The sequence below is a fragment of the Alteromonas sp. ABH4_453 genome, from assembly GCF_056160665.1.
The window spans coordinates 244,319-263,166 of sequence record NZ_JBSWXP010000006.1 but is presented as its reverse complement, the minus strand read 5'-3'; the positions used below and the strand labels follow the sequence as shown (position 1 = coordinate 263,166).

At 43.7% G+C, this 18,848-nt stretch carries 14 protein-coding genes and 2 tRNA genes; 10 read left to right on the top strand and 6 right to left on the bottom strand.

The annotated features are described in order from the left end of the window. From cysN to ACXAGV_RS13785, 3 genes are all read left to right on the top strand, one after another. Positions 1 to 1,416, top strand: coding sequence for a sulfate adenylyltransferase subunit CysN (cysN, locus tag ACXAGV_RS13795; protein WP_334057748.1), 1,416 nt, complete (start codon positions 1 to 3; stop codon positions 1,414 to 1,416). A 16-nt stretch (positions 1,417 to 1,432) separates the two neighbouring features. Continuing rightward, positions 1,433 to 3,157, top strand: coding sequence for an SLC13 family permease (locus tag ACXAGV_RS13790; RefSeq protein WP_474873747.1), 1,725 nt, complete (start codon positions 1,433 to 1,435; stop codon positions 3,155 to 3,157). A 269-nt stretch (positions 3,158 to 3,426) separates the two neighbouring features. Beyond that, positions 3,427 to 4,131: a YIP1 family protein gene (locus ACXAGV_RS13785; protein WP_474873746.1), complete on the top strand. Its 705-nt coding sequence runs from the start codon at positions 3,427 to 3,429 to the stop codon at positions 4,129 to 4,131. An 82-nt stretch (positions 4,132 to 4,213) separates the two neighbouring features. Here ACXAGV_RS13785 and ACXAGV_RS13780 read toward each other — a convergent pair whose 3' ends face one another. Continuing rightward, a complete protein-coding gene (locus ACXAGV_RS13780; RefSeq protein ID WP_474873745.1) occupies positions 4,214 to 5,158 on the bottom strand; it encodes a DUF3025 domain-containing protein in 945 nt (314 codons plus the stop codon). A 70-nt stretch (positions 5,159 to 5,228) separates the two neighbouring features. On the opposite strand from ACXAGV_RS13780, the gene ACXAGV_RS13775 reads away from it, so the two are divergent. Together ACXAGV_RS13775 and asnB are read left to right on the top strand one after the other, a co-directional pair. Beyond that, positions 5,229 to 6,896, top strand: coding sequence for a M28 family metallopeptidase (locus ACXAGV_RS13775; protein WP_474873744.1), 1,668 nt, complete (start codon positions 5,229 to 5,231; stop codon positions 6,894 to 6,896). Between the two features lie 400 nt (positions 6,897 to 7,296). Beyond that, positions 7,297 to 8,967 (top strand): asparagine synthase B, encoded by a 1,671-nt coding sequence (gene asnB / locus ACXAGV_RS13770; protein WP_474873743.1) that lies wholly within the window; start codon positions 7,297 to 7,299, stop codon positions 8,965 to 8,967. A gap of 69 nt (positions 8,968 to 9,036) precedes the next feature. Here the strand turns inward: asnB and ACXAGV_RS13765 are convergent, their stop codons facing one another. Together ACXAGV_RS13765 and queE are read right to left on the bottom strand one after the other, a co-directional pair. Next, entirely contained in the window at positions 9,037 to 9,930 is an 894-nt protein-coding gene (locus tag ACXAGV_RS13765) for a type 2 periplasmic-binding domain-containing protein (protein WP_474873742.1), read from the bottom strand. A 77-nt stretch (positions 9,931 to 10,007) separates the two neighbouring features. Continuing rightward, a complete protein-coding gene (gene queE / locus ACXAGV_RS13760; protein WP_474873855.1) occupies positions 10,008 to 10,682 on the bottom strand; it encodes a 7-carboxy-7-deazaguanine synthase QueE in 675 nt (224 codons plus the stop codon). Between the two features lie 95 nt (positions 10,683 to 10,777). Between queE and queC the strand changes: the two genes are divergently transcribed. Continuing rightward, on the top strand, positions 10,778 to 11,434 hold the full coding sequence (gene queC / locus ACXAGV_RS13755; protein WP_474873741.1) for a 7-cyano-7-deazaguanine synthase QueC: 657 nt from the start codon (positions 10,778 to 10,780) through the stop codon (positions 11,432 to 11,434). A 112-nt stretch (positions 11,435 to 11,546) separates the two neighbouring features. Here queC and ACXAGV_RS13750 read toward each other — a convergent pair whose 3' ends face one another. From ACXAGV_RS13750 to ACXAGV_RS13740, 3 genes are all read right to left on the bottom strand, one after another. Next, positions 11,547 to 12,473 (bottom strand): LysR family transcriptional regulator, encoded by a 927-nt coding sequence (locus ACXAGV_RS13750; RefSeq protein WP_474873740.1) that lies wholly within the window; start codon positions 12,471 to 12,473, stop codon positions 11,547 to 11,549. Positions 12,474 to 12,815: 342 nt separating this feature from the next. Beyond that, positions 12,816 to 14,831, bottom strand: a complete 2,016-nt coding sequence (gene uvrB, locus ACXAGV_RS13745; RefSeq protein ID WP_136780874.1) for an excinuclease ABC subunit UvrB — start codon at positions 14,829 to 14,831, stop codon at positions 12,816 to 12,818. 96 nt (positions 14,832 to 14,927) lie between these two features. Continuing rightward, on the bottom strand, positions 14,928 to 16,310 hold the full coding sequence (locus tag ACXAGV_RS13740; RefSeq protein WP_474873739.1) for an MATE family efflux transporter: 1,383 nt from the start codon (positions 16,308 to 16,310) through the stop codon (positions 14,928 to 14,930). A gap of 998 nt (positions 16,311 to 17,308) precedes the next feature. On the opposite strand from ACXAGV_RS13740, the gene ACXAGV_RS13735 reads away from it, so the two are divergent. From ACXAGV_RS13735 to rsxB, 4 genes are all read left to right on the top strand, one after another. Next, positions 17,309 to 17,385: transfer RNA gene (locus tag ACXAGV_RS13735), tRNA-Asn, on the top strand. Positions 17,386 to 17,412: 27 nt separating this feature from the next. Then, positions 17,413 to 17,489 (top strand) — tRNA-Asn (locus ACXAGV_RS13730). Between the two features lie 193 nt (positions 17,490 to 17,682). Beyond that, a complete protein-coding gene (gene rsxA, locus ACXAGV_RS13725) occupies positions 17,683 to 18,264 on the top strand; it encodes an electron transport complex subunit RsxA (protein WP_014997766.1) in 582 nt (193 codons plus the stop codon). Further along, positions 18,264 to 18,845, top strand: coding sequence for an electron transport complex subunit RsxB (gene rsxB / locus ACXAGV_RS13720; protein ID WP_474873738.1), 582 nt, complete (start codon positions 18,264 to 18,266; stop codon positions 18,843 to 18,845). The genes rsxA and rsxB overlap by 1 nt, the downstream gene beginning before the upstream one ends. The last annotated feature ends 3 nt before the right edge of the window (positions 18,846 to 18,848 follow it).

The following is an 18,848-nucleotide window of genomic DNA, read 5'->3' as shown; positions in this document are numbered from 1 at the left end:
ATGAACAACGAAAACGAATTATTAAGACAGGACGTTCTGTCTTACCTTGAGCAACACGAAAAGAAAGACATGCTACGTTTCCTTACCTGCGGTAGCGTAGACGACGGTAAGAGTACTCTTATTGGTCGCTTACTTCACGATTCAAAAATGATTTATGAAGACCAGCTTGCTGCCATCACAAAAGACAGCAAAAAAGTAGGTACTACGGGAGAGAAAGTTGACCTTGCCCTTCTTGTAGACGGCCTTCAGTCTGAACGTGAACAAGGTATTACAATTGACGTAGCATACCGCTACTTCTCTACCGACAAGCGTAAATTTATTATCGCTGATACCCCAGGGCATGAGCAGTACACACGCAACATGGTAACGGGCGCGTCAACGTGCGACCTTGCTATTATCCTTGTTGATGCACGTGGTGGCGTTAAAGTACAAACCAAACGTCACTCTTTCCTAGTGTCTCTACTAGGCATTAAGCACGTTATTGTTGCTATCAACAAAATGGACTTAATGGACTATTCAGAAGAAGTGTACAAGCAGATTCAGGAAGATTACCTGAAGTTTGCTGAACAGCTAGATATTCCTGATATTCAGTTTGTTCCTATTTCAGCGCTTGAAGGTGATAACGTTGTAGGTGTCAGTGAAAAAACACCTTGGTTCGACGGCACACCACTTATGGAAATGTTAGAAAACATTGAAATTGGTGAAGACGACAATCAAGAAGATTTCCGCTTCCCTGTACAGTATGTTAACCGCCCTAACCTAGACTTCCGTGGCTTTGCTGGTACGGTAGTATCAGGCCAGGTTGCACCAGGCGATGAAGTAACGGCACTTCCCTCTGGTAAGAAATCAAAGGTGAAGCAAGTCGTTACGTTTGAAGGCGACCAAGAGCGCGCTTATGTACCTCAAGCGGTTACGCTAACCCTTGAAGACGAAATTGATATCTCTCGTGGCGACATGATTGTGAAATCAGACAACTTGCCACTGCTAAACACCCAGTTCAAAACACATTTAGTGTGGATGTCTGAAGAGCCGCTAATGCCAAACAAGCAGTACTTGTTTAAATTCGCGACTAAGTCAACGCCAGGGGTTGTTGCTCATATCGATAACCAAATTGATGTGAACACGCTGGAAGAAACAGATGCCATGCATCTAAATCTTAACGAAATTGGTGTGGTAGACGTTAAGTTCACACAGCCCGTCGCCTGTGACCCGTACAAGCGCAATCGTCCTACAGGTTCATTCATTGTTATCGACCGTTTAACCAATGGTACGGTAGGTGCAGGTATGATCATCGATGAAATTGCCGGTGATGCACAACATACTTCGCCTAACTTCTCTGAGTTTGAACTTGAATTCAATGCATTAGTTCGCAAGCACTTCCCGCATTGGAACTCTGTGGATATCAGTAAACTATAAGCAGGACTGGAGCAATATGGATGTGACCCAGTTCATCGTACTGGCAATTTTTGTCAGTACGATATTCGCGCTGATTTTTACCAGTCAGCGCCCTTCCACTGTGTTTTCTGGCGCAGTGTTAGCTTTACTGGTTACCCAGCAGTTATCTCTTGATGACATCTTGCTAAACTTAACAAACAAGGGCCTAATCACCCTTGTTTTGTTGCTTTTAGTAAGCAGTGCTATTGATAAAACCGCGTTAATAAAACGCATTGGTAGAAAACTTGTTAGTGCTAACTTTACGCAGTCTTACTGGCGACTGTTCTCACTTACTTTTGTTTCTTCAGCGCTACTCAACAATACAGCAATTGTGGCAAGCCTTATTGGCCCTATAAAACAAAACCAATATCACCCCGCTTCCCGATTACTGATCCCGCTCTCGTACGCTGCAATACTCGGGGGCACGGTGACTTTAATTGGTACCTCAACCAATCTAATCGTTGATAGCTTTCTACAAGAGCACGGGCACCCTGGCTTCAATTTTTTCGACTTCACTCTGTATGGCTCCATTGCTGGGCTAAGCTGTGGCCTTCTCATGTTCATGTTATTACCTTTGCTACCTAATATTGGCAACAAGAACAATAACTATCATGAGTATATGGTTGAAGCAGAAGTCGAAGCAGGTTCAGAGCTAATCGGCAAAACCGTAGAACAAAACCATTTACGTAACCTGCCTGAGCTTTTTTTGGTAGAAGTAGTGCGCAATGGCAACCTAATCTCGCCTGTTGGCCCTGACTTAGTTATTCTGGAAAACGACAAGCTGATCTTCTCTGGTAATGTCCAAAAACTGGATAACTTAAGCCATATAAAAGGCTTAAGCATGTTCGCAGAAACCGATGGGGTATTGCGTGAAAGCTTAACTGAAGTTGTGGTGGCAAACCGCGCTCAAATAATTGGGCAAACCATTAAAAATCTCGGTTTTAGAGCTTTGTTTGATGCGGCCGTTGTAGCCATTCGCCGCGATGGAGAGCAACTATCAGGGAAGTTAGGCGAAATAAAGCTTCAGGCGGGTGACTTCTTGCTTTTAGCTACGGGACCAGACTTTGCGACTCGTCAAAATTTAAATAAAAACTTTTTTATTTTGTCAGAGCAAAAAATCGCCCGCCCACTAACCAACAAGCAAGAATGGATTACCCTTGGCGGCTTCCTTACCACGGTGTTATTGGCCGCGACTAATGTCATCTCATTGGCTATCGGTCTATTGTTTTTAGCCGCTGTGCTTATTGGCGTAAGGGTTACGTCAAACGGCGAAATGAAGCGAAACCTCCCGCTAAACTTGATTGTTGTAATAGTAGGTGCGCTAAGTTTAGCCACTGCGCTCGAAAACTCTGGGGTCATTACCACTACAACCGAAGCACTAATGCCTCTTTTGGCGGGCACTGATTGGTTTGTAGCGCTCGTGGTTATCTACTTATTCACCCTACTCTTAACCGAATTTGTAACCAACAATGCGGCTGCGGCATTAATGTTCCCGTTTGCTTATGGGCTAGTGCAAATTATCGGCGCACCGCTAATGCCATTTGCTTTAGCAGTTGCCTTTGCGGCAAGCGCGAGCTTTATATCGCCATTTGGTTACCAGACTAACCTTTTAGTCTATAACGCTGCCAACTACAAATTTGCGCACTTTATAAAGATAGGCCTACCTATATCTGTGATGTACAGCACAATAGTGCTAACGCTGCTGAATATAACTTATCTATAGGCTGTATACGGTCTTACTAGCATAAAAAACAAAAGGGAAGCCTAGCTTCCCTTTTTACTGCTCTTTAACCGAATCTGCGCGCTACAATTAACTAACTTTATTCATTTTCCCTTACAAAAAATGACTCTTTATCAGAATCTTGTGCTGTACATAATGTGTGCCCGCCATTACTCTTTATACTCATCCACGTGTAAACGAACAATAATTTACAATCATTGTTTTACACAAAATCTAAGCAGCAAATAAAAACGAAGAAAGAGGAGCAAGGGATGCACACTGTGACGAATCCTTTCCAAGCGTGTAATGATATCTTTTTTAAACCGAATGGCGTATTCAAAGCGGTTGGCGAGCACAACAACTGGAGCTGGATGCCGTTTATCTTGGTTATGGCTATTACACTGGTATCACAATATCTTTATGTGAACTTTGTCGATATTGAGTGGTTTGCAGAGATGAACATTGCGGCACAAGGTGACATGAGCCCGGCAGAAGAAGAGCAAATGAAAGCTTTCTTCACTAGAGATGCATTGCTTTGGTCTTCCATTATTGGCGCCTTTTTTGTTCCTATTATTATAAACGCGGTGTACGCCGTATACGTGAACTTAATGACACGTTCAGATGACAGTCATGTTTTCGGTTTCACAGATTGGTACGGTTTTGCATGGTGGCTCTCTATGCCATACGTTCTGACTGGTTTAGTTGGTGTGGCACTGCTGTTGTTTGCTGGCGACCATCAGGTAGCGCCATCAATCTTGTCGCCAGCGTCTCTTGGGTATATTGCGAATATCCCGATGGACTCGCCTTGGTACGCCTTCGGTCAAGCGTTAAGGCTAGAGCTTTTCTGGGGTATCTATCTTGCTACTGTGGGCATCTCGCAATGGACGTCTTTTCCTCTTAAGAAGGCAGCTTTAATTGCATGCGCACCGTATGTGGTTATTTATGGCATTTGGCTGATTGCCTTGGCGCTATTCTAAGAAACCTCTGCTCAATAGCCTTCTTTCATTTGGCTATCACTTGGCGCTGTTTCCGATGAAAAACTCGGGCAGCGCAACACACTTAAGACCACAAGGGTAGCTGAATAGTCGGCTTACTTCCCTCACGTAGTGGTCTAAAATAGTCTTTATTCTGATAAAACGCTTTATCTTGTTGAGTGTGCCACGAAGGTACACCAAGCAAGGGAAGTGGCTTCAAAAGCGGTGTGCTCTCAAAATAATTTAACGCTTTGATACGTACCATCATGGCATCGTCAACTATCGTTCGCTGCTGCCATTTATCAAGACGGCTAAAACCGTGAGGCACAGACACTGCCAGCCATTTGCCAGTGAGACCGACAAACGGATTAAGCATCATTTCTAAATTTGCGTGGCCAAAAATAAAGGGGCTTACTTTTGAATGCCACAACGCTCGCTTATAAACAAAAACTTTCTCCCATTCATGCGCGGCGAGGTCACTTAAGAATGCTTCCAACGCATTAGCTGTACAAGGCGAGGTTCCATTAATTTTGTTTTGCCAATTGGTGCCGCTATCAGAGAATTCACTGTGTGAGCGCGGACTATTTTCTTCAGGTGCTTCGATAGCAAGTACGACTCCGCACTCATCGAAGTGAGTAATGCGATTGCGACGCGGCGTTCTGGGGTTTACACCATGGGATTTAATATCATTGATGTGTAGCTCATTTAACAATGATTTTGTTTTTGGAAATTGAAGCCAGATAAGGGCATTAAATAGGTCATGCCAGCTTTGCTCACGAGTAGGGACAACCCCATCTTCGCTGATGATGGTTTCGTAATAACGCTGCTCATCTTCTGAAAACTGGCTTTGCCCTTTAAACAACGGCCCTTTCCAGGAATTACGGTAATGCACCGTTAAATTGTTTAGCAAGTCAGGTGTAGGGAAAGTACTTCTACTTAGCAAGCCAACCTCTTCTAAAAGGTCCGTAACTGGTTTACTCGCGTGTTTTAGTAAGTAGTCTTTACAGAAGGGTATTGAGTCTGATTGCATATCAACTATTGGTTCGCTTTGGGGTTTTCTCTATACTGGGAGCGTATTGTAGAGCAAACAGAGACTAACAATGAAAAAAATGTTTTTGCCATTGCTTGTACCTACCCTTCTAGGCGTAAGTGCTTGCACACCTAATAACGACAGCACCTCAACAAACGAGTCAGTGCAGAAGACTATGTCTGCAGCTTCTAATTTCGACAGTGTTTACAATAGTATTTCCGACGCCGACATTCGCGATCCACTAAAAGTATTATCTTCAGATGAGTTTGAAGGTCGTTTACCAACGACTGAAGGTGAAAAGAAAACCATTGAATATTTAGTTAGTGAATTTACTAAAGCAGGGCTTAAGCCGGGCAATGGCGATAGCTTTCTACAAAAAGTAGCGCTCATGGAAATCACGGCTGACCCCGACATGACCATGGTTATCGGCGACAATAACTTCGCGTATAAAGAGCAAATGGTTGCCTCATCTAAACGTGAGGAAAGCTCTGTATCTCTTGAAGATTCGGAGCTGGTGTTCGTAGGTTATGGTGTAAATGCACCAGAGTATGACTGGAACGACTACGAAGGATTAGATGTTGAAGGCAAAACAGTCGTCATGCTAATTAATGACCCGGGATTTGAAAATCCAGAAAGTGGTAAGTTTCAAGGCACAACGATGACCTACTACGGCCGTTGGAGCTACAAATATGAAGAAGCGAGCCGTCAGGGCGCTGCAGGCGCCATTATTGTTCACGAAACTGCCCCTGCCTCTTACGGCTGGTCAGTTGTAGCTAACAGCTGGAGTGGTCCGCAGTACGGCCTAGTAAGTGCCGACAAAGGAGCAAGTCGTGTGGCTGTTGAAGGTTGGTTAACGTTAGATGCAGCGAAAAAAGTGTTTGCTGATGCAGGGCTCGACTTTGACCAGGAGAAAGCAAACGCCATGCAAGGTCCTTACAGCAAAGCAATGGATATCAAAGCATCGGTTACGGTTAACAACACCTTCAAAAAGTCAGAGAGCAACAACGTTATCGCGACTCTGCCGGGCGCAGAGTTTCCTGATGAGCATATTATCTACACAGCCCATTGGGATCATTTAGGTAAAGATGAGAGCAAAGAAGGCGACCAAATCTATAATGGCGCTCATGATAATGCCACGGGTACTGCGGCTATTCTAGCCATGGCCAAAGCATACTCAGAGTTGACGCCTGCACCAAAACGCTCGGTATCATTTTTAGTAGTAACTGCTGAAGAGCAAGGGCTGTTAGGCAGTAAATATTATGCAAGCAATCCTGTTATTCCGATTGAAAATACGGTTGCTAATATCAACATGGACGCAATGAACGTATTAGGTAAAACCAAAAACGTTGCCGTTGTAGGCATGGGTAAGTCAGAAATGGAAGACTATCTTGAAGCCGCTGCGGCTAAGCAAGACCGTACACTGACTCAGGAAGACAGACCAGAAGCTGGGTACTACTACCGCTCAGATCATTTCAGCTTTGCCAAACAAGGTGTTCCAGCTCTCTATGCAGAGGGCGGTAACGAACCAGCAGATGAAGAAACCGCTAAATACAGAAAACGCATGAACGTTATTGTTACGGGCTGTTATCACCAAGTATGCGACCAGTATCGCGATGATTGGGATTTAAGCGGAATTGTGCAAGACACGCAAATGCTGTTTGACGTAGGTGTGGGCGTTGCAAATGCTGACGCTTGGCCTAAATGGAATGAAGCAAGTGAGTTTCAGCGCACAAATTAATATGTGCTCTGACTTCTAAGCGTTAAAAATGCTTAGTTATGCAGTAAAACTAAAAGGGCCTTTTTATAGGCCCTTTCTTATTTTTCATTCCTAAAGCACTGGTTCAAGCGGCATCCAATCGCTATTTTTTACTATTCAGAAAACTCCCGCGCTATTTAGTTGACATAATAATTATGCGCTCTAAATAGGATAAAAATGTTAATAAACGGCTATTTTGGGATAAATGGCATAAGAATTTCCATTTTCTCATCATAATGTGCTTGCAATTTCCTGTCAGACTGGCACATTCAAGGCACGCGATAAAAGAATAAAAACAATCCTTCGCTCACTCGTACGCGAGTACCGACAGAAAAAACTTCAATTTATTTTTTTCAACAAGTGAACAGAGAGAATCCGTTATATGTGTGGTATTTTCGGTATCCTTGATATCAAAACCGATGTGTCTGAACTCAGAACCCAAGCCCTCGATTTATCAAAACTTTTGCGCCACCGTGGCCCTGACTGGTCGGGTATCTGGAATAATGACAATACCATTCTTTGTCACGAAAGACTGGCGATTGTCGACGTAGATACAGGGGCACAGCCTCTTATCAGCCAAAACGATAAGCAAATTCTTGCTGTTAACGGCGAGATTTATAATCACAAGCAGCTAGCCGCTGACTTAGATGAACCGTATCCATTTAAAACCCGTTCAGATTGTGAAGTTATCCTTCCTCTCTTTCAGCAAAAAGGTATCGACTTTATTGATGACCTAGAAGGCATGTTCGCGTTTATTCTTTACGATGAAGAACAAGATGCTTACCTGATTGCCCGTGATCATATTGGTATTATCCCGCTTTATACGGGTTACGATGAACACGGTAACTTCTATGTTTCATCTGAAATGAAAGCGTTAGCAGGCGTATGTAAGACAATCAGTGAGTTTCCTCCAGGCCACTACCTGTGGAGCAAAGAAGGTAAAATCACCAAGTACTACAAACGCGACTGGATGGAATACGACAACGTAAAAGACAACACCAGCAACCTAGAAGAACTGCGTGTAGCATTCGAGAAAGCGGTGAAGTCACACATGATGTCTGATGTACCTTACGCGGTACTTCTATCAGGCGGTCTGGACTCTTCATTGGTTTCAGCTGTCGCTGCACAGTACGTCGCCAAGCGTGTTGAAGATGAAGACAAGACAGATGCATGGTGGCCTCGCCTACACAGTTTTGCTGTAGGTCTTGAAGGTGCACCTGATCTTAAAGCCGCGAAGAAAGTGGCGGATATGATTGGTACCGTTCACCATGAAATCCATTTCACCATTCAAGAAGGTTTAGATGCCATCCGTGATGTTATCTTCCATCTTGAGACCTACGATACAACCACTATCCGCGCCGCTACCCCTATGTACCTTATGACCCGCAAGATTAAAGCAATGGGCATAAAGATGGTGCTATCTGGTGAAGGTTCTGATGAAATTTTTGGTGGTTACCTGTATTTCCATAAGGCGCCAAACGCCAAAGAATTCCACGAAGAGACAGTACGTAAGCTAGATCGACTTCACATGTTTGACTGTGCGCGTGCTAACAAAGCCACATCAGCATGGGGTGTAGAAGCTCGTGTACCATTCTTAGATAAGAACTTTATTGACGTAGCCATGCGTTTAAACCCACAAGACAAAATGTGTCTAGATGGAAAAATGGAGAAGTGGATCCTTCGTAAAGCGTTTGATAACGGCGAAACCCTTCCAGCAGAAGTACTGTGGCGTCAAAAAGAGCAGTTTGGTGATGGTGTAGGTTATTCGTGGATTGATTCAATTCGCGATTTCGTTGAAAACGAAGTAACTGACCAGCAACTTGCAACAGCGGAGTTCCGCTTCCCAGTTAACACACCAGACACCAAAGAAGGCTACTACTATCGCACTATCTTCGAGAGCTACTTTCCTCAAGAAAGTGCCGCGCGCTGTGTGCCAGGTGGTAAATCTATTGCGTGTAGTACAGCAGAAGCACTTGAGTGGGATGAGAGTTTTAAAAACAACGCAGATCCTTCTGGCCGTTCGATGAAAGACGTCCACGCAGGCGAGTCTTAAGAGACAATCGTACAAGCAGATCTAACACTTAATAAACGCGGCCTAAGCCGCGTTTTTATTATCTAACTATTATTTTGAAGCTTCTCTTTTTGGTTTATACCATAAAGCAGAATTAGTAAGAGGGGTCTCAATGGGTAATAACGGATTTTCGAGGGTGAAAATTTTACGCTCATTAACTCCTAAAGACGCTAGGATTGGGGCGTACGTAGATTCAAATAACGCATCAAAAGACCCATCTTCAATGGCTCGATTAAGGCCTGTTTCAATAAGATTCGCTAACGTCTTGTTACTTGAACTTACAAAGTAATACATAGCGGTGGGGTAATACAACGCCATTGAAGGCTCAAGGTAAAGATTGTTACGACGACCTTCCACCTCAAGCTCTGCATCCACTTCCATAACAGAACGAGGAAAGAAGTCCCCTTTCCCTTGTTTAATCATGTCATACGCTTCGCGGAATTCAGGCACAGTAAAAACATTAAACCCACTGGCTTGAAGAATTTTGGTGTCTGGCCACTCTTCGCCTTGAATCGGTACGAGTTTACGCATATCGGTCAGCGACAGCACACCGTTGAACTTCGCCTTTTTATTTTCGTTTATAACGAAAACACGAAGTCCTATAAGCCCTTTAGCGATAGGAATTCGAATGGGGGTCAGTTCTTTCTCGCGCTGGCTATCCGTCATGCTCCACACAACATTAACTTCTCGGTTTTCGCGCAGCTGACGCATCGCTTTGCCCGTCAGCAATATACGGTCAGAAGGGCGCAGCTCATAGTTTACCCCCGTTTTATCAAGAGCGAGCTTGAGCAGAGCAATAGGATATTGGGCCCGTGCGTCCGAGTCATCAATAGGACGAGGGTAAGTTATGGTCCACGTTGCAGCTTCAGCCATCGATGCAGCAGTAAAAGAACATAACGTGAAGGCCGCTATTAAAGCTTTTTTTAGCAGATTAAGGCAATGCATCTTCTTTATGTCCTTTGTTAATTTGAATACTCCAGCGCAAAATAAATTTGCTCGTAAATCCAGCGCGCCTTAAACACCTATTCAATACCAATGTATTTATGTGTTTGTAAAGATAGCCGCCAGTTACGTTCAATACAAGTACGCACTGCAAGTTCTGTGGCTCGTTTCTGTTGGCTAATTGGTTGTAAACAAATCTGTTTTCCATCTAGTGACGATACATTCGCAAGCAGCGCATCAAGCTCGTCAATATGCTTTTGCATGGCGATGGGGTGCTTGATTTCATTCGCTCTTTCAAGCGCATTTGCTAAGACGTCATACCCGCCTTTCATGTTTATTTTAGGAGAAACCGTCACATACGTACGCGTGTCACAAAGTACTTCAAAAGTACCGCTGGTCTCTATTTGTGTTGTGTATCCGTTGTCGTGAAGTAGGCTCGTCAGAGGACGTAGGTCGTACATACATGGCTCACCGCCAGTAATAACTACATGCTTTGCCACATAGCCTTGTTTCCCAAACTCAGTCAACAAAGCCTCCTCACTGGAGATGAAATAGGTTTCAGACTCTTCGCCTTTTGTGATCACAGCTTGTGGCGACACATTCAAGTCAGGCTTAATTTCCCACGTGTGTTTAGTATCACACCACGGGCAGCCCACAGGACAGCCTTGTAAACGAACAAAGATAGAGGGAATACCAGTGTGAGCACCTTCACCCTGGATAGTTTCAAACATCTCATTGATGTTTAATGTGGACATTACAGACAATTTGACACCCTTTAACGATTGTATGTTGGGATTTTACCAAGGATCACATAAAATTCGGGCATAATTTCTTAAATATTCGAAAAACTATGTCAGAAAACGTTGTTGTTATCTATTCAGGAGGCATGGACTCCTTCACTGTGCTGCACAAAGCGATAAAAGCAGGCAAAAAAGTTCATGCACTGAGTTTTAACTACGGTCAACGCCACAAAAAAGAGCTAGATTATGCGGCGAACGTATGTAAATCCCTTAATGTCCCACACAAAATTGTAGATATTAGCGCTATAAATACGCTTATCGGTGGCTCTGCCCTCACCTCTGATATCGACGTACCAGAAGGCCACTATGAAGAGCCAAGCATGAAGCAAACCGTGGTGCCAAATCGCAATATGATATTGCTCTCACTAGCCGTTGGCTACGCAGTAAGCTTAGAGGCTAACGAAGTTTACTATGGCGCTCACTCTGGCGACCACGCCATTTATCCAGATTGCCGTCCTGAATTCGTGCATAAAATGAATGATGTATGCGGGATTGCTAACTATACTCCTGTTACCATTATGACGCCGTATATTGACGACAGTAAAACCGCTATTTTAACGGACGGCTTGTCGATGGGACTGGATTATGGACAGACCTGGACATGTTATAACGGCAGGGAAAAAGCGTGTGGAAAATGCGGAGCATGCGAAGAACGCCTCGAGGCATTTAAAGAAAACGATGCAATCGATCCTTTAGAGTACGAATAAGCGTTGCGCTAACCCGCACACGTTGTCCTATACAAAAAACACCTCTTGTTTAGCGTGCTTTTATGAGCGCGTTCAAACAAGAGGTGTTTTCATATCGTTTTCGTTGATAAATCTACTTCTGACTTTCAGAAATAAAATAGCTCAACTCTTTAATACAGTGACGTAGAACCGGATTTAACCGTGTGTTTTTGCCATTCATAACAAACAACTCGTGACTGAAGTTAAATAAACTCCCCTGCGCAATTGGAACAAGTCCTAGCGCCGCCCCTTGCTCTTTTGCCATATAGTCTGGCAACAAACCTATGTATTCACCGGTCATTATGGCCGACATTGCTGCGTCAAATGAGTCAGAGAAGGTCTGGATAGATAGTCTGGTCTCATCTTCGATATAGTTAGCTGACGATAAGCCTGAAATGCCGATAGCTGGATAGTCACCAATTTTAACGCCATCTGGTAACTCAGTATCGCGATACTTCGCCAAAGGGTGAGTTGGCGCACAGTACAATCGTCCTTCCGTCTTAATTCCGACCGGGTGGAAGGTTACTGATTCAGGCTTAACCATGTCGTAGGTTGAAACAACAAGGTGGCATTCACCAGATAGCGCGACATGTTCAACCTCATTGTAAAGACGTGTTTGAATATTCACATGAATATCGTCAAACTTCTTCATCGTACTCTTAACAGCTTTACTCACGGCTAAATGCATTGAAAGCGGAAGGCCCGCCATTAATACTAGCGTGATATGGCCAGAGTAGTCATCGTGCAACGATTTCAGATTAAACACAAAGTTGTCGAAGGCATTGAAGATGCGTTTAGTTTCTTGAAAAACCACCTCGCCTTCTTTTGTCATTTGAAAGCCACCACGGCCACGGTGGCATAGCACCAAGTCTAAACGCTCTTCTAGCTTTTTGATTGCGGCACTGATATTAGGGCGTTGCATACGCAACACAGGTTCTGCCGCAGTAAATCCGTTGCAGCTTGCTACCGCGTAAAACACTCGCAGTAGCTTGATATCTGACTCCTGAAGACGATTAAGCATATTAGCACCTGTTTATAGGTATAGTTATCGATACTCAAACTAGAACTATATGTAACTAATTGCGCTATTACAACGATATTTTGCGGCTTTTCGTCTCATTATGTGATGAAAATTACAAATTTGTGCTAGCCAAGTCGGCATTCAACCCAAAATATCTATAGGAATACAAAGGCAATAAAAGAAGAAGTACGCTTTAGCTCAGTGTGAGTTATTCAGTTTAATACTAAAGCACTCATACTAGGGCCTGATGACCTTTACAATACATCAAAGATCAACGGGCCTAGATAATTTCTTGACAGATTGCAGCGAAAAAAAAGTAACGTTACCTTCGATAAGTGTGGACTAAGACAGTGTAACTACCTGCTTTCTCAGCGCTTCTATGTCGTCACGCAATGACGCTGCTTTTTCAAATTCAAGTTCTCGAGCATATTCGAACATTTGCTTTTCAAGCTCGGTAATTTGGTCCATCAGCTCAGTGGCACTGGCTGTCTTCTGTTGCTTTTTCTTTTCTTCAACTTTGCGCAGTCTTACCTTACCAGAAGCAGGATGTGCACTATCACCTAAATCCATAATATCAGTAATAGGCTTATTGAGACGCATTGGTGTAATACCGTTAGCCTCGTTATGCGCCATTTGCTTTTCACGACGGCGTTCGGTCTCGTCCATCGCCTTTCTCATCGACTTAGTAATACTGTCAGCGTACAAGATAGCTTTACCATTCACGTGACGCGCAGCTCTACCAATAGTTTGAATTAAAGAGCGCTCGGCTCGCAAGAAGCCTTCTTTGTCGGCATCTAAAATCGCTACCAGCGACACTTCCGGCATATCTAAACCTTCACGCAACAGGTTAATACCAACCAAGACGTCGAATTTACCTAATCGTAAATCACGGATAATTTCAATTCGCTCTACGGTATCGATATCCGAATGAAGGTAACGAACTTTAACGCCATGTTCATTTAAATATTCGCTTAAGTCTTCAGCCATACGCTTGGTTAACGTAGTAATAAGCACACGTTCGTCAAGCTCTACCCGCTTTTGAATTTCAGACAGGACATCATCAACCTGAGTAGCTACAGGACGTACTTCAATAACAGGATCAAGCAAACCTGTTGGACGCACGACCTGCTCTACTATCTCACCGTCAGTTTTCTTTAATTCATAATCGCCTGGCGTCGCAGAAACATAGATAGTTTGCGGGCAAATCTGTTCAAATTCCTCAAACTTAAGCGGACGATTGTCCAACGCCGACGGCAGCCTGAAACCAAACTCTACCAAGGTCTCTTTTCTAGAGCGATCCCCGCGATACATAGCCCCTACTTGAGAGACAGTTACGTGAGACTCATCAATAAACATTAGGCCATCTGCTGGAAAATAGTCTAATAAGGTTGGAGGAGGTTCGCCCGGTGCTCTTCCTGAAAGATAGCGAGAGTAATTTTCAATTCCGGAACAATAGCCAAGCTCCATCATCATTTCGATATCAAACTGGGTCCGCTGTGAAATACGCTGCTCTTCAATCAGCTTGTTCGCCTCTTGAAGTTGCTTTTTGCGATCGCCGAGTTCTTCCTTGATATGCTCAATAGCATTGAGGATTTTCTCACGCGGCGTTACATAGTGCGTTTTAGGAAAAACCGTTGCTCGAATAACCGACTTATCGACAGCACCGGTTAGCGGGTCGAACAGACTAATTTTATCTATTTCATCGTCAAACAACTCAACCCGAACAGCTTGCTTTTCAGAGTCCGCAGGGAAAATATCAATAACATCGCCACGCACGCGGAATGTACCCCGTTCAAACGCTAAATCATTACGCTTGTACTGTAGTTCAGCTAGGCGACGTAAAATGTCACGTTGGTCCATGGTGTCGCCCTGGCGAAGGTGCAACAGCATTTTCATGTAGGATTCCGGGTCGCCCAAACCATAAATGGCCGATACACTCGCCACAATGACAACGTCTCTACGCTCCATCAACGCTTTGGTGGCGGACAGTCGCATTTGTTCAATGTGATCATTAATTGACGCGTCTTTCTCAATAAAGGTATCTGTACTTGGTACATACGCTTCTGGCTGATAATAATCGTAATATGAAACGAAGTACTCTACGGCGTTATTGGGGAAGAACTCTTTCATCTCACCGTAAAGCTGAGCCGCTAATGTTTTGTTGTGTGCAAGAATAAGCGTTGGTCTTTGCACTTCTTTAATGACATTAGCCATGGTAAAGGTTTTACCCGACCCCGTAACACCTAGCAGTGTTTGGCCGGCCAAGCCACTTTCAAGGCCGTCAACCAAAGCTTCTATAGCTTTTGGTTGGTCGCCTGCTGGCTTGTATTTAGAATGAAGCTCAAACCCTCTACTCATTTAATTAACCTTTTCTTTAGCTTACTGCTTAACATTTTGCTTGCGGTCAAACTACTCAACATTGAAAACACACCGCCTTAAGTGGACGCTTTGATATTAGCTGTGCTCAGACGTTTCTTTATCTGATTCAAACTGGATAATCGCACGTTTGAAAACAACAAATGAAACACTCGCCATTGCAATATTGGCAATAACGGTTCCTGCAAATAACCCTTTAAGTCCAAATAGAAAACTACCCGCAACGCTGATAGGTACGAAGAAAACAAACAAGCGGATGACACTTAGCGTTAATGCCGTCATTGGGCGATGCATGGCATTCAACGATGAGTTAGTCAGAATGATAATGCCTTGCATGCCATAACCCAGCGGCACAATCATCAGAAACAACTGTATTAGTACGCTTACTTCTGCTTCATTAGCAAAGGCGACGGCTATCCAGCTAGACAGTCCCCACATGACAAGAAAAATGGCCAACTGCCAAATCAGAACAAATTTCAATGTAAGCGAATATGCCGTTTTTACCCGTTCTACTTGGCCTGCTCCAACGTTTTGACTAATAAATGGTGGTAGTGTCATAGATAGCGCTAGCACGACGATACTAGCAATAGACTCCATTCTATTCCCTACGCCCCAGGCTGCAACCGCTTCAGCACCGTAGCCAGCAACTACAGCGGTCATCACGCCACCGGCAACAGGGGTAAGCATATTTGCTCCCGCCGCAGGTAGTCCTATTTTTAGAATTTCACGGCTGCTATCGCGCAGCTCGGTAAGTGTAAGTAGTCGAGGCAACATCAATTTTCTACGAACGGCTAAAATATAAAGTATCCATAATGCGCCAACTATCCATGCTATAAAGGTGGCGAGTGCTGCACCTTTTATTCCCATTGCCGGAATGGGACCAAGACCGAAAATGAAAATAGGGTCAAGCAACGCGTTTAATCCGCCGCCCGCCGCCATAACAATACTGGGAGTGCGGGTATCACCACAGGCTCGCAGCACACTATTGCCTACCATTGGCATGGCAAGAAAGATGCTCGACAAGTACCACAACCCCATATAATCAGATATGTACGGCATTAAATTGTCTGTTGCATTAAGTAATTTGAACACAGGCTCTATCGTGAAAAAGCCAACGATTGCTAATGCACCCACAAGCAAAACGGACAGCATTAGTGAACCCGTCGCATAATGGCGAGACTTGGTTATTTCTTTACTACCCTGTAACTTGCCTATAATTGCAGAGGTACCAATACCTAAACCTATGTTTAGGCTTATTACGGTAAAAGTAACGGGAAAGGTAAAGCTAATAGCGGCTAAAGGGTCGGTGCCCAACAAGCTCACAAAAAAGGTATCGATAAGTCCAAAGCTCATCATCATTACCATTCCCAGTATCATGGGAATAGTCATACGCTTTAACGTAGTACCTATATCTCCTTCCAATAAGTCGGAAGTACGTTGTTTAGCGTTACTTTTTATCACTTGAGCTCCGGCAAACTAAAATCCCCATATCAATTGCGCGTTAGTGTAAAAGAGTGAACACTATTTAGCTACGCGTATTCGACAAACAAAACAAAGCATAAGAGGGGTGTATGAAAAGCGATGTTTTTTGCAAAAGTTGGCGCAACGAATTAATTCGCCGGCAACGCAATAAAACCACTAGTTTTTTGTAAAGATAAAATAGAACATCTGTGTAAACGTTCATTGCAGTTTAATTTCTATCTTGTGTCACTTTTAATATGTTAATAAAACGATTTGGTCGTGTACGGCTACTTTGAGAACGCGTTTAAAAGACAAACTAAAATGTTAACAAAGTGTAAGGCGTTGAGAATTAAGATGGATTTCGTTGAACAGCATTTAGGCATTCGCTGAATTAACACACAAGCTACTTTTTGTTCAATCGATCTATTTCGATCGGGAAATAAGATCACAGAAATCAACTTAACCCACTGTATCAAAAAGATTATATCACCTACCATGCCAAAAGTTGCTTAGATCAAGACACACGCGATCTCCTAAACAAATACAGTGAATCTAAGCTATCAACATAGTTATCCACAGATTTAGTGGATAACTAACGCCAGACCATATTCGGCGGGATTTCGTGCTCAATTAATTTCTCAGCACGTAAGTGGTGACTAACCTTTTAATCCTCAGGTACAGGTTACAGATTTATTAAAAGCTGTACATAATACCAGTATGGAAGCAGTTTTTTATTCTATTTCGTTATAACTCTTCATTTTAAAGAGATATGTGACTTAATGCTTAGATTGGAATCTCCAGCGAATGAAACAGCATCTTATATATGAACTAATAGGCAGTAATGCACAGTTATTAACCATCACTTTCTCAGCATTGGCGACAAAATGAGCATAAAAGTCCTAAAAAGCTATTTTTTGCGCAGTCAGCACAAATATTTCATTTATGTTGTTGACAGTTCCTAAGTACGTCTTTAATATTCGCCTCCGTTGAAGCACAGGTCCCCCTTAGCTCAGTTGGTTAGAGCGACGGACTGTTAATCCGCAGGTCCCCCGTTCGAGTCGGGGAGGGGGAGCCAACTTCAGCAAACAACTTAGGTGTCGATTCCCCCTTAGCTCAGTTGGTTAGAGCGACGGACTGTTAATCCGCAGGTCCCCCGTTCGAGTCGGGGAGGGGGAGCCACTTAGTTGGCTCTTAATCGTATCACCCACTTCATTCTATTTTAATTCCTAAAACAACGCGTTTAGACATTAAATAACCCTAATTCAATCAAGTTGTTAAACCCGTTCTAAAAAGGGATAATAGACCCAATCTGTTTTTCTTTTTAATTCGCGGGCATTGTCCGTCAAGATTCCTCAAAGGAATTGCGTTATTCATGACTGAATTTTTACTGCTATTGATTGGTACAGTACTGGTTAACAACTTTGTGTTGGTTAAGTTTCTCGGCTTGTGCCCGTTCATGGGTGTGTCTGGCAAACTGGAAACCGCCATGGGTATGTCTATGGCCACCACATTTGTACTCACTCTTGCCTCTGCGTCGAGCTACCTAGTGGAAACCTATTTACTTGCTCCACTAGGCATCGGCTACCTTAGAACACTAGCCTTTATTCTTGTTATCGCGGTGGTGGTTCAGTTCACAGAAATGGTCGTGCACAAAACAAGCCCTACCTTATATAGATTGTTAGGTATATTCCTCCCTCTTATCACAACCAACTGTGCAGTACTTGGTGTAGCACTATTAAACCTTACCGAACAGCATAATTTCATGCAGAGCCTTATTTATGGTTTCGGCGCTGCGGTAGGATTTTCTTTAGTACTGGTGTTATTTGCGGCCATGCGTGAGCGTTTAGCTGCTGCTGATGTACCTGTATCTTTTAAAGGTGCTTCGATTGCAATGATAACCGCTGGTCTCATGTCTCTTGCGTTTATGGGCTTTAGTGGATTGGTGAACGTATAATGACGATAACTTCTGCAATTATATTCGCCGTCATTGCCATTGGCGTCCTTGCGCTTATTTTTGGCTTGGTTCTGGGCTACGCGAGCATTCGCTTTAAAGTTGAGGGCGACCCGCTAGTTGAGCAAATAGATGCCGTACTACCACAAACTCAGTGTGGCCAATGCGGATATCCGGGCTGCAAGCCTTATGCTGAGGCAATTGCTGAAGGTGATGATATTAATAAGTGCCCACCTGGTGGCGAGGCAACGATTAAAAAACTCGCAGACTTGATGGGAGTTGAACCTAAACCCCTTGATGCAGCTCATGGCGAAGAAGGCGTTAAAAAAGTCGCGTTTATACGCGAAGACGAATGTATCGGCTGTACCAAATGTATTCAGGCCTGCCCTGTCGATGCCATTTTAGGTGCCGCCAAACACATGCACACGGTTATTACTGATGAATGTACAGGGTGTGACCTATGTGTCGATCCCTGCCCTGTCGACTGTATCGACATGGTGCCAATTGCTCAAACAACTTCTACATGGAAGTGGGATTTTGAATCATCGCCTAAAGGTGATATCCCCATCAAAATGGTGTCGTAATTG

Coding starts and splice junctions, on each gene's coding strand:
- cysN (WP_334057748.1), top strand. CDS start 1: ATGAACAACGAAAACGAATTATTAAGACAGGACGTTCTGTCTTACCTT.
- ACXAGV_RS13790 (WP_474873747.1), top strand. CDS start 1,433: ATGGATGTGACCCAGTTCATCGTACTGGCAATTTTTGTCAGTACGATA.
- ACXAGV_RS13785 (WP_474873746.1), top strand. CDS start 3,427: ATGCACACTGTGACGAATCCTTTCCAAGCGTGTAATGATATCTTTTTT.
- ACXAGV_RS13780 (WP_474873745.1), bottom strand. CDS start 5,158: ATGCAATCAGACTCAATACCCTTCTGTAAAGACTACTTACTAAAACAC.
- ACXAGV_RS13775 (WP_474873744.1), top strand. CDS start 5,229: ATGAAAAAAATGTTTTTGCCATTGCTTGTACCTACCCTTCTAGGCGTA.
- asnB (WP_474873743.1), top strand. CDS start 7,297: ATGTGTGGTATTTTCGGTATCCTTGATATCAAAACCGATGTGTCTGAA.
- ACXAGV_RS13765 (WP_474873742.1), bottom strand. CDS start 9,930: ATGCATTGCCTTAATCTGCTAAAAAAAGCTTTAATAGCGGCCTTCACG.
- queE (WP_474873855.1), bottom strand. CDS start 10,682: ATGTCCACATTAAACATCAATGAGATGTTTGAAACTATCCAGGGTGAA.
- queC (WP_474873741.1), top strand. CDS start 10,778: ATGTCAGAAAACGTTGTTGTTATCTATTCAGGAGGCATGGACTCCTTC.
- ACXAGV_RS13750 (WP_474873740.1), bottom strand. CDS start 12,473: ATGCTTAATCGTCTTCAGGAGTCAGATATCAAGCTACTGCGAGTGTTT.
- uvrB (WP_136780874.1), bottom strand. CDS start 14,831: ATGAGTAGAGGGTTTGAGCTTCATTCTAAATACAAGCCAGCAGGCGAC.
- rsxA (WP_014997766.1), top strand. CDS start 17,683: ATGACTGAATTTTTACTGCTATTGATTGGTACAGTACTGGTTAACAAC.
- rsxB (WP_474873738.1), top strand. CDS start 18,264: ATGACGATAACTTCTGCAATTATATTCGCCGTCATTGCCATTGGCGTC.